A 12,363-nucleotide genomic window follows, 5' to 3' on the forward strand; every position below is an offset into this window, starting at 1 on the left:
GCATCGGCACCGGCCGAGTTCCGTTCAGCTCAGGTGAACGAGAGGGAAGCTCTCGATCACACTGTCGGCCACGATCTTTGCTGTTTCAGCGCAAGCCGTGGTTCCGCCGTTGGCAAATTCCTTGACTCCGTCACCCACGTTCCACAGGCCCGTGATCGGTGTCGTGTTCGGTAGATCGAAGCCGGCCACTGCCCGCTGCGGTGGCCAGCCGTCACGAGTGACGTTGACCGAGAGCACCCGTGCACGTGAGTCGAAGTTCTCGATCGCGTCGCGCAGGTCCTCCATGACCAGTTCGACCTCGGTGTCGGAATCGAAATCGCCGACCGAGGGTTCGGGAATTGCGCCACCCACGTACAGGTTCCACCCGTCCGGAGCCATTTCGGGGCAGGTCTCGGTGAAGTTGGCGATGTACGCGAGGCGACGCGATTTCGCGAAGCTCAGCATTCCGGGAACGTCGACGAGGCGCTCCTGGCTGGCGAAGTTCACCGCGATCATCGAGCACGGACGATCGGCCGCACGTACCTGGGCGGCGTAATCCGCACCCACGGCGTCGTCGCCGGTCAGCTTCAGCGTTGCGCTAGGACCGACGTCGCTGATCACCACGCGCGCCTCGACCGTCGTCTCGACTCCACCACGTGTTGCCACGATTCCGCGCACCACGCCGTCCTCGACGAGAATGCGGTCTGCGGACGTCGACAGCCACACCTGCCCGCCGTTGCCTTCGATGGACTCGACCAGCGACTGCCAGACACCGATGGTGCCCTGGGGGTGGAAGCCGAACTTCTTGAACGCACTCTTGCGCGTGAAGTAGGTCAGGAACACCTTCGCAGGGAGCTCGGTGGAGCTGACGGCGAACACCGACGCACACATGTTGCGGAAGATCCCGTGCACACCTTCGTTCTTCGTGTACTTCGAGACCCACTCCGCGGTGGACAGCTCGTCCTCGGGCATGCCGCTGTCGTTGCGGGCAGCACCGAGGCCGCTGACCAGTTTGGCACCCTGTCGGGTCAGTTTGGAGAGCAGGAAGCCCCACCCGCCACCGGTGACGTCGACGTTCTTGCCACCGATGCTGTACAGAATCGGAGGGGAGGGCATCCGGATGTCGAATTTCGCCCCGACCTCCGCGAACGTCTCCTCGGTGATGCCACCCAACTCGATGACGATTGCGCCGTTGTTGACCTTGAATCCGTCGATCTCGTCGGTGGATGCGCGTCCGCCGACCTTGTCGAGGGATTCCACCACCAAAGTCCGATACCCTTTGTGCGCCAGCCGAGCTGCGGTGAACAGGCCACCTGCGCCCGCACCGACCACCACGACATCGAACTGCTGTGTTTCCGGTGTATTCATCGTTCTGTGCTCCTCGAGATCAGCTCACCGAAACCAGTTCGGCGCGTTGGCTTTGTGTCGGTACGGGGTGTCAGTACGAGCGCGGCAGCCCCATGGTGGTCTGCGCGACGAAGTTCAGGACCATCTCTTTGCTCACCGGTGCCGTACGCATCAAGCGAGTGACGAACCACAACTCCGCCAAGCCGTATTCGTGGGTGAGTCCGTTTCCACCGTGTGTCTGGATCGACTGGTCCAGCGCCTTCAGAGCGGCCTCGGAGGCCGCGTACTTGGCAATGTTCGCGGCCTCGCCCGACGGCTTGCCTGCATCGAACAACTCGGCACTCTTCGCCGTGGCGAGACGTCCGAGCTCGACGTCGATCTGCGCTGCCGCAAGCGGGTGGGCCACACCCTGATGCGACCCGATCGGAACCGACCAGACCTCCCTGGTCTTGGCGTAGTCGACGGCCTTGTCCAGCGCGTAACGACCGACCCCACCACAGATGGCACCGACCAGAATCCGCTCCGGATTGAGTCCGGCGAACACCTGCTTCAATCCCTGGCCGGCCGCACCGATCAGTGCGTCCGGTCCCACCCGCACGCCGTCGAGGAACACGGTGAATTGCTTGTCGGGCGAGACGATCGCGGTGTCGATCTTCTGCAGGGTCAGGCCGGGAGTATCGGTCGGAACGACGAAGAGCGACAGCGCCTTGCGCTCGCCCGTCGAATGCTCGACGTCCTTGGCCACCACGAGAAGCGCGTCGGCCTCGTCCACCGCCGAGATGTAGTACTTTCCGCCGTTGAGTACCCAGCCGTCGCCGTCGCGCGTCGCTGTCGTCTTCAGAGCATGACTGTTCGAGCCCGCATCGGGTTCGGTCAGTCCGAAGGACATCTTCTTCGATCCGTCGGCCAGCGCCGGCAGCCACTTCTGCTTCATCTCGGTCGACCCGTGCATGTTGACGATGGAGCCGCAGATGGCCGGTGAGATGACCCAGATCAGCAGCGGGAAACCGTGCGCAGCGAGTTCTTCGACGACAACCACGGCCTCGGCCATTCCGCCGCCACCGCCGCCGAACTCCTCGGGTAGATGCACTCCGAGAAGGCCGGATTCTCCCAGTTCCTTCCACAGCTCGTCGATGTTCCCGTTCGCCCGCGCGCGCTCGAGGAAGTACGCGGCACCGTATCGGTCCGCGATCTTGGCGACGCTCTCTCGGATCAGGCGGTGCTCGTCGTTGTCGTTGATCAGACCCTGCACGGCTGGACCGTCCCTTGTTCGTGTGGGTGGCCGGCGCGATCGCACCAGCTCGTTCATAATCTAATATAGATAAAAATATATCGGAGTCAACCGAGTCCTCGCTTCTGCCGCAGACGGCGAAGTCAGAGCAACTCGTGGAACTCGTCGTTCCGAATGCCCTCGACAACCCGGAACTTACGGATCTTGCCGGTCGGAGTCAGCGGTAATTCTTCGGCCAGGAACCACCGACTCGGCACCTTGTACGGCGAAAGGACCGCCCGAGCATGCCGCTCGAGCTGCTCGCGCAAGTCCGCGGCGGCCTCACCGCGAACTCGAACCACCACGGCCACCACCTCACCCAGCCGGGCGTCGGCAAGTCCGATCACGGTGGCGTCCAGAACAGAATCGACGGCCAGCAGCGCCGACTCGATCTCGAGCGGGGAAATGTTCTCCCCTCCCCTGATGATGAGATCCTTGAGCCGACCGGCCAGCGTCAGGTAGCCGCGCGAGTCCATCGAGCCCAGATCGCCGGTGCGCACGAAGCCGTCGCGGTCCAGCGCTCGCGCGGTCGCGTCGGGATCCTTCCAGTACTCCAGGAACTGCAGGTAACCGCGAGCGCAGATTTCACCGACCTCGCCGATCGGCAGCACGTCGCCCGTCACCGGGTCGATCACCTTGCAGTCCACCTGGGCCAACGGGTGTCCGACGGTCGTCAACTGGTCCCGCCGCGAATCGGTCCGCCGGGTCGCGGACAGCACCGGCGATAGTTCTGTCTGCCCGAACACATTCAACACCGCCGATCCGAACACTCTCTCGGCAGATTCGATCATCGCCGAGGGCACTGGTGCGGCCCCGCCGAACATCGTGGTCACGTGCGGTGCGTTGCCCTCCTCACCTCGAACGGATTCGAGGATGGCCCCGAGTACGGCCGGCACGTAGAACAACAGGTCCGCTGATTCACGCCGCGCGGTCTCGATCACCGGAGCCGGGGCGAACTGTTCGATCAGGACCACCGTGCCACCGACCCACACCGGCCCGAGCGTCGCGACCACACACGCTGCGGTGTGGAACATCGGCAGCGGATTGACCGCGACCGATCCCGACTCGATCCCGACGTACTCCATCGTGAGCTTGGCAACGTTGACCAGAGATCGGTGACAGAGCAGCACCCCCTTCGGCTTTCCCGTGGTCCCCGAGGTGTACTGCAGCATGACGGGCGCGAGAGGATCGTGGGGAACGTTGGACAACGTATCGGCGGCTACCTCGTCCGCCCGCCAGCGAGCGCGCTCGGACAGGCTGATCACGATCAAGTCCGATCGATCCCCCGCGATGCTCGACGCCACCTCGGCCATGTCGTAGTCGCGGCTCGAATCCGCATGGATCAGAACGCGTGCGCCGGAGTGCCCGAGTGCGTAGTCGAGTTCGCCGCGTCGAAGAACCGGGTTCAATGCAACCAGGACGACGCCTGCGAGGGCCGCACCGAACTGAATTATCGGCCACTCGACGTTGTTCGGTGCCCACAGGGCGACGAACTCCCCCGGCTCGGCCAGCTGCCGCAGAGCCGTCGCCACCTTCAGCGCCTCCTCGTACAGTTCGGCGTAGGTCAAGCGAAGCTCCGCACCGTCTCCGTGGCGAGTTCCGATCAGCGCGGTCACCGCGGAGTGAGTGACCGCGCGTTCGGCGAGTACGCCACCCACCGTGTGGTCGACCAGATCCGAGCTCGTGTCTCGTTCCCAGAACGACATGACGAGAGGATCGCGCTCTCGATCGGCCGGGCGAGTCTCCAGTGTTGTCATATGTCCTCCGTTTCGAGCACAGACCAGCGCGCGACTCCTGATCGCGTCCTTGCAGTTTTACATAATGTGGATTAAAAATTACGAGAATACGTCGGTGAAGTTCACCGCGAGAACACCGATCAGGAGAGCAATGCGAATCGGAACCATGATCGACTACTCGGGCGGTTTCCGAGAATCCGCAGCCGAGGTGGCCGAGCTCGAGAAGGTCGGGCTCGACATCATCTTCGTCCCGGAAGCGTATTCCTTCGACGCCGTCAGCCAACTCGGCTACCTTGCTGCCACTACCTCGACGGTGCAGCTCGCGTCGGGCATCATCCAGATCTACACCCGCACACCGTCACTGACAGCAATGACTGCCGCAGGCCTCGACTACGTATCGGACGGCAGATTCGTCCTCGGCCTGGGCGCGTCCGGTCCGCAGGTGGTCGAAGGCTTTCACGGGGTCACCTACGACGCTCCCCTCGCTCGTACCCGAGAAGTTGTGGATATCTGCCGACAGGTGTGGCGACGGGAGCGCGTTCAGCACCAGGGCAAGCACTACCAGATTCCGCTTCCGGCCGACAGAGGAACCGGACTCGGGAAGCCGCTCAAACTCATCAATCATCCAGTTCGAGAGAAGATCCCGATCCTCGTTGCGGCTATCGGGCCGAAGAACGTCGAGCTCACGGCCGAGATCGCCGAAGGCTGGCAACCGATCTTCTTCGCCCCGGAGAAGGCGCACTCGGTGTGGGGCGATGCGCTGGCCGCGGGCAAGGCCAGACGGGATCCGTCGCTGGGCGAGCTCGACATCTATGCCGGACCGACCTTGGCCATCGGTGACGACGCAGACAAATACCTCGCCGGTGTGAAACCGCATCTGGCGCTGTACATCGGCGGCATGGGAGCGAAGGGCAAGAACTTCTACAACGATCTGGCATGCCGATACGGCTACGCAGCCGAGGCGGCGACGATCCAGGACCTGTATCTCGCGGGGAGAAAGGACGAGGCGGCCGCTGCGGTACCCGACGACCTGGCCCGAGCCGTCAACCTCATCGGACCCGCCGGTTACGTGAAGGAACGAATCGCCGCGTTCGCCGAGGCCGGCGTCACCACACTCAACGTCACCCCGGTCACGAAGGACTCGGCCGAGCGCATTGCCCAGATCGCATTGCTCCGCAACCTGATCGGATGATCTCGGCCCGGTGCCGCTACCGGTCGGCACCGGGCTCACCGATCACGACCGGCAGGCAAGCAGGGAAGTAACTCTCGGTCAGGCGATCGTGACGCCGACCTGGTCGAGGACGGTTGCCAGGTCCCAATAGTCCTCGTGGCTCGTCAGTCTTCCGTCGTCGCCGTACTCGCAAATCGCCACCCCGAACACCGTGAACTGCTTGCCCGACGCGTCGATCACCTTCCCGTTGCGTAACCGGAGGGGGCCGCCATAGGTACCGGACCACCGCCACTTTCCGTAGAAGCGGCCATCTGCGGCTCGAATGTCCTCGAACTCGATGAACGAGTCGGGCGCGAACTTCGACATGTACCGATGAAATTTCGAGATTGCCTCACGTCCAACATACTTCGGCTCGAACGCCATGTCGCGGTAGTAGGCTTCGGGTGCAAAGAACTCCACCAAGGCATCGGGGTCGTCGGTCCACGCCTTCGAGAACGCCTGGGTGAACTCCGGGTCGGTAGGATGGGGCGTCATGATCTCTCCTCTGTAGTTGCAAATAATCTATCCTAGATTCGATTATTGTCACGGACTTCGTGACACCCGGTCGACATTTCCGGAAGGACTCGCCATGAAGGCCCTGCTCTGTGACGACACAGACCTGAACGAGCTGCGCGTGCAGGAGGTCGCCGACCCGCTCCCCGGGCCGCGCCAGGTACTGCTCGACATACGCGCGGCCTCGGTCGACTTCGTCGATACCCTCGTCATGCGGGGGATCTATCAGATTCCCGTGCCTCGTCCGTTCGTTCCGGGGAACAACGTTGCCGGCGTCGTCGTCGAGGTAGGAGATGCGTGCACGCGATTCTCGGTGGGCGATCGCGTACACGGACTGGCATTCGTCGGAGGCTTCGCCGAGCGCATTGCGATATCCGAGGACAAGCTCCGCCCGACCCCCGATGCCCTCCCCTTCGACCTGGCCTGCTTGGCCGGTGTGCCGTACCGGACGGCATACGACGCGATCGTCTCGAAGGGCTCGCTGCGGGAAGGCGAGGACCTGGTGGTCCTGGGAGCCTCGGGTGGGGTGGGCAGCGCTGCCATCCTCATCGGAAAGGCGCTCGGTGCCAGAGTGATTGCCTGCGCGTCCACAGCGGACAAGCTGCAGTTCTGCCGTGACATCGGGACCGACGAAGTGGTGTCGTATACCGAACCCGGGTTCAAGGACGCTCTCAAGGCCGTGTGCCCACAGGGCGCGGACGTAGTACTGGACATGGTCGGAGGAGACATCACCGAACCTGCGCTTCGGGCAACAGGTTACGGCGGTCGGTTCGTGATCGTGGGATTCGCCGCCGGCGGGCCGGCCCGGGTACCGATGAATTTGGTTCTGCTCAAGGGCTCGTCCATCATCGGATACGAGATCGCCGACTTCGAGAACCGCGAACCCGTGCAGGCTGCCCAGAACCGCGACGCACTGGAAGAACTGCTCGCCTCCGGCCGGATCACCCCGCCCATCACCGGACGCTTCACGCTCGACGACGCCGCCGACGCGGTACGTCTGGTCGCAGGACGCGACAAACTCGGCACCACCATCATCGAAGGAATCTCATGACGAACGACATCCGATCCGTCCTCGATACCCGCCGCTCGTCCGAGCTACCGGACGGCGCCGTCGACACCCTGAATCATCTGATGGCGGTGCGCACGAGTTGCCGCTCGTTCATGCCCGAACCCTTACCACGCCAGACAATTCGGTCGATTCTGGACACCGCTCAGCGGACGGCGTCCTGGTGCAACAGCCAGGCGTGGCAGCTCTCGATCACCAGCGGTGCGGGAACGGACAGGCTCCGGAGCGCCCTGACCGCGGCCGCAACGGAGGGCCGCACGGATTCACCGGACATCCCCTTTCCCCGTGAGTACCGGGATGTGCACCGAACGCGTCGTCGCGAGAGCGGTCTGCAGCTCTACAACGCGCTCGGCATCGAACGCGGCGACCACCAGCGACAGATGGAGCAGTCGCTTCGCAACTTCTCGTTCTTCGACGCCCCGCACGTAGCGATCGTGCATTCCGACGAGGCGCTCGGTTCCTACGGAGCCGTCGACTGCGGCGGATACGTCAGCAGCTTCCTGCTTGCGGCGACGGCCCACGGGGTCGGTAGCATCGCACAGGCCGCGCTGGCCATGTACCCGAGCGTGATTCGCGCCGAACTCGGCCTCGCAACCGACCGTACGATCGTCTGCGGAATCTCGTTCGGATACGCCGACACGGACGACCCGACGAACAGCTTCCGAACCAGCCGGGCCGACATCGACGAGGTGGTCGACTGGATCGACTCCTGACGAGGAATCCTGCTCAGACGAGGTTCAGCACCACGATGGCACCACCGATAGTGGTGAACCAGATGCCGAAGGCAATCTTCAGCGCGCGGGGGGCGTGCCGCACCTCCATGAAATCGGCGACGATGAAATACACCTTGGCGAAGGCCAGCGCGATCACCAGCGCCGACGCAACCCGTGTGTCGGTGCTGCCGAACGGTTGGTGTGTGCCGAGCCAGAACGTCGAGATCGTCAACGCCACCAACAGCACCCATACGATCACCGCCCGCTGCGGGAAGGTCGTGGTCTCGTCGTTCATTCGGCACCCACCAAGTAGACGAGAGTGAAGATGACGATCCACAGCAGATCGACCATGTGCCAGTAGACTGCAGCCGATTCGACGAAGAGACGGTCACGGCTCCACGAGTTGTCGCGTCGCGCGACTCGCCACCATCCCCCGAGAAGCAACGCACCGACCAGCACATGCACCAGGTGAATACCGGTCAGCGCGAAGTAGAAGAGAAAGAACGTGTTCTCGGTCGGCGTATGGCCGGCCTGAATCTCGAGCGTGTACTCGACCGCCTTCAGTCCGGCGAAGGTGACGGCACACAGACCAGCACCACCGAGGTACCGAATTGCCGATGGCCGACGACCGACCCGATGTGCATGCAGCGCGAGTACCACCAGCAGCGAACTGACCAGAAGGACAAGGGTGTTGACCACGCCGATCGGTTGGTACAGGGCAGCCGATGACCTCACGAACAGACCCTCGTCGCGGCGACGCTCCCACATGAACACGAGGAAGAACCATCCGAAGACCGTCATGTCCCCGAGTACGAACAGCCACAGGCCCGTTTCCGCGGGCAGTCCCGGTGTCTGCGGGCGCGGCACACCTCGCTCGGCCACTACGGATCTGCTGTCCAATTCTTCATCGTCCCAGAGAAATTCGGGCATACGCTCGCTCATGACGATCTCGGAGCCCTCATGAGGAGGACAGTACGGTCTCGTCCCGACGACGTGGGCGGTCCAGCGCGCTGCCGAGTGTGGCGTTGGCCCGCAGGCATGCCCACGTCATCGCACACAAGAAGATGCAGTAGGTCGTCAGAGCGAGCCAGAACACGAAGACGCCGTTCCATGCGAGGGGGCCCGAGTGGAAGAAGAAGGCGAGCGGATCGGGAACGAACGACAGCGCGACGAAGAAGTTCAGATATCCGAGCCACCGCGGGAAGACCGAGCCGTCACTGGTGACGACCGCCAGGCCGATCGAGACGTTCTGCAGGCAGAACAACATGATGCCCGGGAAGAGGATGAGCCAGCCCATGTCGTGCAGAAGCAGGACGGTGTCGGCGCTCCGGTCGGTCCGGAACGTCGCCAGTGCCCACAGCAGCATGGGCAGTCCGTTGATGAGCAATGTCGCTGTGCCGGTGGCCAACTGAGTGAAGGTCAGCACCGGCCTTCTCCCCTCGATGCGCAGCATGTGCATGGTCGTCAGTGCGACCAGCGGCGCATAGAGCACGATTCCCAGCGAGGCGATGACGAAGCCCGTACCGGTCCTGACGCTGTTGTCGAGGTAGAAGCTCATGACCTCGGCCTGTGGAGCGCCCGGGCCGATCGGCAGCGGCAGCACCCCTGCGATCGACCAACCGACGAGAGTGACGATCACCGCAGCCGGGCCGCCGAGAGCGCACACCGTGAGCACACGTGGGTTCATTCGATTTGTCTCCGATGGTCTTTCCGCACATGGAGGCCGGATTCGATTGTGGATTAGAAACTTAACGTAGGCCGCAGCGAGGAGTCAATGGCCCCTCAGCCCATCGGGGCGAGCAGGTAGAAGCCGACGATCATCAGCGTCACCCCGAGGACCCAGACTTCGAGTATCACCTGTGGAATCCGACCGGCATCGCGTAATTCCATGAAGTACCGCATCACGAGCCGGACCTTCGAGCCCGCGATGAGCAGGACGACCATTGAGGCGACCTCCCCGCCGACAGCTCCGTCGGAGAGTACCCACGTGGTGAGGACGGTGGCGGTCATCAACAGCAGCCACACGCCGGTGACCGAGGAAACCGGACGTAGCGCTTTCACTTCAGAAGGTAGAGCGTCGGGAACAGAAAGATCCACAGCAGATCCACCATGTGCCAGTAGATCGCCATGCTCTCGAATCCTGCGGAAGCACCCGCGCGTGCAGCGCGCGTGTGGACGAGCGCGAAGACCGTCAAACCCACAGTGCCACAGAGGACGTGCACCAGATGGATACCGGTCAGCGAGTAGTAGTACATCGAGAACTCGCTCGACGCAGGGGTGAATCCGTGCCGGATCTCCCGGGCGTACTCGAAGGCCTTCGAGACTGCGAACACAGCGCCGAGCGCTGCCCCTGCGCCGATCCAGCGCCGCCCCTGCCCGACCCTTCCCGCCCGCAGGGCACGGAGCGCCTGCACGACGAACCACGAACTCGTCAGCAGAACGAGCGTATTGAGCCCACCCCAGTCGGGAGAGAGGAATTGCCGTCCGGACTCGAACTCCGGAACCGCTGTCGACCGTGCATGCACGAACGATCCGAACAGGAGGGTGAAGATGGCCAGGTCACCACAGATGAGCACCCACACGCCTTCGATACCGGGCAACCGCCCGGATTTCGCACGAGCATGTCCGACGTCGATCACACTCGTGAATCTTCCGCCTGCAGAGCGCGCAATGCTCTGTACGCGTACGGACTCACGACGAAGATCATGATGAAGAACATGACGAACACGGCCCAGAAGTTGATCAGGCCATGCCATGCGAAGGGACCCGACTGGAAGAACGGGACCCCGACCAACGGCACATAGGTCACTGCGGTGAGGAAGCACACCCACGCGACCCAGCTGGGGAACAGAGGCGTCGAGCGTCGATCCCGCAGGATTGCCACTCCCAACGCGACACTCTGCAACGACGAGCAGACGAAGGTCAGGTCGAAGAACAGCCAGCCGTAGTCGTAGAAGAGCGCAATCGTCTCGTCCGACCGAGCGTCGACGCGGAATGCGGCCGTCGCCCAGATGACTGCGGGGGTGAATGTGACGAGCCCGGTCAACAGGCCACCCAGCAGTTCGACGCTCGACAGCACGCCCATCGGACCCTCGATGCGGCTCACGATCTTGGAAAGCACTGCGCTCCAGACGAAGTAGAACGGCCCGCACATTGCCATCAGCACCATGCCGATGCGAATGTCGACGCTGTTCTCGCGGAAGAAGTCTCCGATCTCCCGCGCCGTCAGGCTCTCCGCAGGCGGCGGCCAGAATCCGGCGAACACCGCGAATCCCAGCAGGCCGAGCACCACGTAGGCGGCTCCGGAGTACACGCAGACGCGGAGAATTGTGTAGTCGATGCCGTGGCTCGCAGTGACGGCAGGTGATCGGTCGATCGGACTGACGCCCGGCGGGGTGGTCGGAGTTGCCACAGCATGAGCTCCTTCGAGGTTCGGAGAGGTGGGACACCGCCGAAATTCTCAGAGAATCGAATCTGTATTCAATTCTGATGCCCTGATGTTTTGCGCGGCTACGTCCTGGGTCACATGGAACTTAGCCGAGGCGACCGCCCCTGACAACACTCGACCGGTCGCACCCCAGCGAGAACGAGTGGTGGGCGAGAAATATAACGGTACGTAAATTTGAGCTACAGTCCCAGGAGAACGTCTACGAGGGGACAACTCCTGATGCAAGATTCGGCAACATCGGCGCTACTGAGTCGCGATGCGGCGGCCGCCGCCATGGGCGTGCGCTACGTGCGATCGGACCACGGTTCGGTGTCGTTCGCGCAGAACACGATTCTTTCCCTCGCCGACGACGTGGGCCGATTCGGACTCCCGATGTTCGGTGTGCTCTTGGATTGCACAGTCGGGTCCGCAGGGTATTGCGCAAGCGAGACGCAACCGATTGCCGTGGTCGCCAGCATGACGATCGCGCTGACCGGCGCGACGTCCCACTCCGCGGAACTGGTCGCCGACGGTTGGCCGGTCCACGTGGACGACACGACGGGCACAGCGCTCGGCCGCGCAGAGGTTCGGACCGGCGACGGGGTGGTGCTGGCGACCGCGACCGCCCGCGCTGCGAAGGTGGAGCGGTCGATGATCGACGGCATACCGGCCCTGTCCCCCGCCGATCTACCTCTCGGTCCGACAGCGACCACCGACAGCGGCGGCCCGGCCGATGTCTACGGCCTGACGGTCGTCGACAGGTCGGCAGGGACGACCACCGCGAGCGTCGAGCCGGAGTCCTGGATGCTCAATCCCTTCGGTTCGGTACAGGGCGGTGTTCTCGTCGGCCTCATGGCTACTGCCACCGAAGTGGCCGCCCGGCCACTTGCCGAACGAGGACAGGGCTTCTATCTCGCCGACATCGGCGTCGATCTCATCCGCTCCCCCGCGCTGTCCATGGGCGAGTTGATCATCGAGACCACCTTGGTGCGACGGGGTCGCCGATTCTGCCTACTCGATTCGGAGCTGCGCACCGCGGACGGTAAGACCCTCGTACGATCCCACGGCACGATCCTGCTGACCTGACCCTGTTCGGAAGCCG

At 63.4% G+C, this 12,363-nt stretch carries 14 protein-coding genes; 4 read left to right on the forward strand and 10 right to left on the reverse strand.

Going from position 1 to position 12,363, the window contains the following annotated elements; genetic code table 11:
- Positions 1-24 precede the first annotated feature (24 nt).
- The 3 genes from CH295_RS05035 to CH295_RS05045 all read right to left on the reverse strand — a co-directional run bounded on the left by CH295_RS05035 (position 25) and on the right by CH295_RS05045 (position 4,353).
- Complete coding sequence (locus tag CH295_RS05035) at positions 25-1,347, reverse strand: phytoene desaturase family protein (protein WP_094739960.1); 1,323 nt, start codon at positions 1,345-1,347, stop codon at positions 25-27.
- 70 nt (positions 1,348-1,417) lie between these two features.
- Positions 1,418-2,578 (reverse strand): acyl-CoA dehydrogenase family protein, encoded by a 1,161-nt coding sequence (locus tag CH295_RS05040; RefSeq protein WP_032367203.1) that lies wholly within the window; start codon positions 2,576-2,578, stop codon positions 1,418-1,420.
- Between the two features lie 122 nt (positions 2,579-2,700).
- On the reverse strand, positions 2,701-4,353 hold the full coding sequence (locus CH295_RS05045) for a class I adenylate-forming enzyme family protein (RefSeq protein ID WP_170945752.1): 1,653 nt from the start codon (positions 4,351-4,353) through the stop codon (positions 2,701-2,703).
- A 130-nt stretch (positions 4,354-4,483) separates the two neighbouring features.
- Between CH295_RS05045 and CH295_RS05050 the strand changes: the two genes are divergently transcribed.
- Entirely contained in the window at positions 4,484-5,524 is a 1,041-nt protein-coding gene (locus tag CH295_RS05050) for an LLM class F420-dependent oxidoreductase (RefSeq protein WP_094739961.1), read from the forward strand.
- A 78-nt stretch (positions 5,525-5,602) separates the two neighbouring features.
- Here CH295_RS05050 and CH295_RS05055 read toward each other — a convergent pair whose 3' ends face one another.
- The gene (locus CH295_RS05055) at positions 5,603-6,037 is read right to left on the reverse strand and encodes a nuclear transport factor 2 family protein (protein WP_094739962.1); all 435 of its coding nucleotides are present in this window, start codon (positions 6,035-6,037) and stop codon (positions 5,603-5,605) included.
- A gap of 94 nt (positions 6,038-6,131) precedes the next feature.
- On the opposite strand from CH295_RS05055, the gene CH295_RS05060 reads away from it, so the two are divergent.
- Both CH295_RS05060 and CH295_RS05065 read left to right on the forward strand, forming a co-directional pair.
- A complete protein-coding gene (locus CH295_RS05060) occupies positions 6,132-7,106 on the forward strand; it encodes an NADPH:quinone oxidoreductase family protein (RefSeq protein WP_094739963.1) in 975 nt (324 codons plus the stop codon).
- Positions 7,103-7,834: a nitroreductase gene (locus CH295_RS05065; protein ID WP_170945753.1), complete on the forward strand. Its 732-nt coding sequence runs from the start codon at positions 7,103-7,105 to the stop codon at positions 7,832-7,834. Before CH295_RS05060 ends, CH295_RS05065 begins: the two co-directional genes overlap by 4 nt.
- A gap of 13 nt (positions 7,835-7,847) precedes the next feature.
- Here the strand turns inward: CH295_RS05065 and CH295_RS05070 are convergent, their stop codons facing one another.
- The 6 genes from CH295_RS05070 to CH295_RS28085 all read right to left on the reverse strand — a co-directional run bounded on the left by CH295_RS05070 (position 7,848) and on the right by CH295_RS28085 (position 11,246).
- Positions 7,848-8,129, reverse strand: a complete 282-nt coding sequence (locus tag CH295_RS05070; protein ID WP_052073961.1) for a cytochrome C oxidase subunit IV family protein — start codon at positions 8,127-8,129, stop codon at positions 7,848-7,850.
- The gene (locus tag CH295_RS05075; protein ID WP_080736217.1) at positions 8,126-8,776 is read right to left on the reverse strand and encodes a cytochrome c oxidase subunit 3; all 651 of its coding nucleotides are present in this window, start codon (positions 8,774-8,776) and stop codon (positions 8,126-8,128) included. Before CH295_RS05075 ends, CH295_RS05070 begins: the two co-directional genes overlap by 4 nt.
- Before the next feature lie 16 nt (positions 8,777-8,792).
- Positions 8,793-9,521 (reverse strand): hypothetical protein, encoded by a 729-nt coding sequence (locus CH295_RS05080; protein ID WP_252341910.1) that lies wholly within the window; start codon positions 9,519-9,521, stop codon positions 8,793-8,795.
- A 95-nt stretch (positions 9,522-9,616) separates the two neighbouring features.
- Positions 9,617-9,895, reverse strand: a complete 279-nt coding sequence (locus tag CH295_RS05085; protein ID WP_252341911.1) for a cytochrome C oxidase subunit IV family protein — start codon at positions 9,893-9,895, stop codon at positions 9,617-9,619.
- On the reverse strand, positions 9,892-10,473 hold the full coding sequence (locus tag CH295_RS05090; RefSeq protein WP_212556141.1) for a cytochrome c oxidase subunit 3: 582 nt from the start codon (positions 10,471-10,473) through the stop codon (positions 9,892-9,894). Before CH295_RS05090 ends, CH295_RS05085 begins: the two co-directional genes overlap by 4 nt.
- The gene (locus CH295_RS28085) at positions 10,470-11,246 is read right to left on the reverse strand and encodes a hypothetical protein (protein WP_037194312.1); all 777 of its coding nucleotides are present in this window, start codon (positions 11,244-11,246) and stop codon (positions 10,470-10,472) included. The genes CH295_RS05090 and CH295_RS28085 overlap by 4 nt, the downstream gene beginning before the upstream one ends.
- Positions 11,247-11,501: 255 nt before the next feature.
- Between CH295_RS28085 and CH295_RS05095 the strand changes: the two genes are divergently transcribed.
- Entirely contained in the window at positions 11,502-12,347 is an 846-nt protein-coding gene (locus CH295_RS05095) for a PaaI family thioesterase (protein ID WP_094739965.1), read from the forward strand.
- Positions 12,348-12,363 lie beyond the last annotated feature (16 nt).

It is taken from the genome of Rhodococcus sp. 14-2483-1-2 (genome assembly GCF_002259405.1).
In the GTDB taxonomy this organism is placed as follows: domain Bacteria; phylum Actinomycetota; class Actinomycetes; order Mycobacteriales; family Mycobacteriaceae; genus Rhodococcoides.

Coding starts and splice junctions, on each gene's coding strand:
- CH295_RS05035 (WP_094739960.1), bottom strand. CDS start 1,347: ATGAATACACCGGAAACACAGCAGTTCGATGTCGTGGTGGTCGGTGCG.
- CH295_RS05045 (WP_170945752.1), bottom strand. CDS start 4,353: ATGACAACACTGGAGACTCGCCCGGCCGATCGAGAGCGCGATCCTCTC.
- CH295_RS05050 (WP_094739961.1), top strand. CDS start 4,484: ATGCGAATCGGAACCATGATCGACTACTCGGGCGGTTTCCGAGAATCC.
- CH295_RS05055 (WP_094739962.1), bottom strand. CDS start 6,037: ATGACGCCCCATCCTACCGACCCGGAGTTCACCCAGGCGTTCTCGAAG.
- CH295_RS05060 (WP_094739963.1), top strand. CDS start 6,132: ATGAAGGCCCTGCTCTGTGACGACACAGACCTGAACGAGCTGCGCGTG.
- CH295_RS05065 (WP_170945753.1), top strand. CDS start 7,103: ATGACGAACGACATCCGATCCGTCCTCGATACCCGCCGCTCGTCCGAG.
- CH295_RS05070 (WP_052073961.1), bottom strand. CDS start 8,129: ATGAACGACGAGACCACGACCTTCCCGCAGCGGGCGGTGATCGTATGG.
- CH295_RS05075 (WP_080736217.1), bottom strand. CDS start 8,776: ATGAGCGAGCGTATGCCCGAATTTCTCTGGGACGATGAAGAATTGGAC.
- CH295_RS05080 (WP_252341910.1), bottom strand. CDS start 9,521: ATGAACCCACGTGTGCTCACGGTGTGCGCTCTCGGCGGCCCGGCTGCG.
- CH295_RS05095 (WP_094739965.1), top strand. CDS start 11,502: ATGCAAGATTCGGCAACATCGGCGCTACTGAGTCGCGATGCGGCGGCC.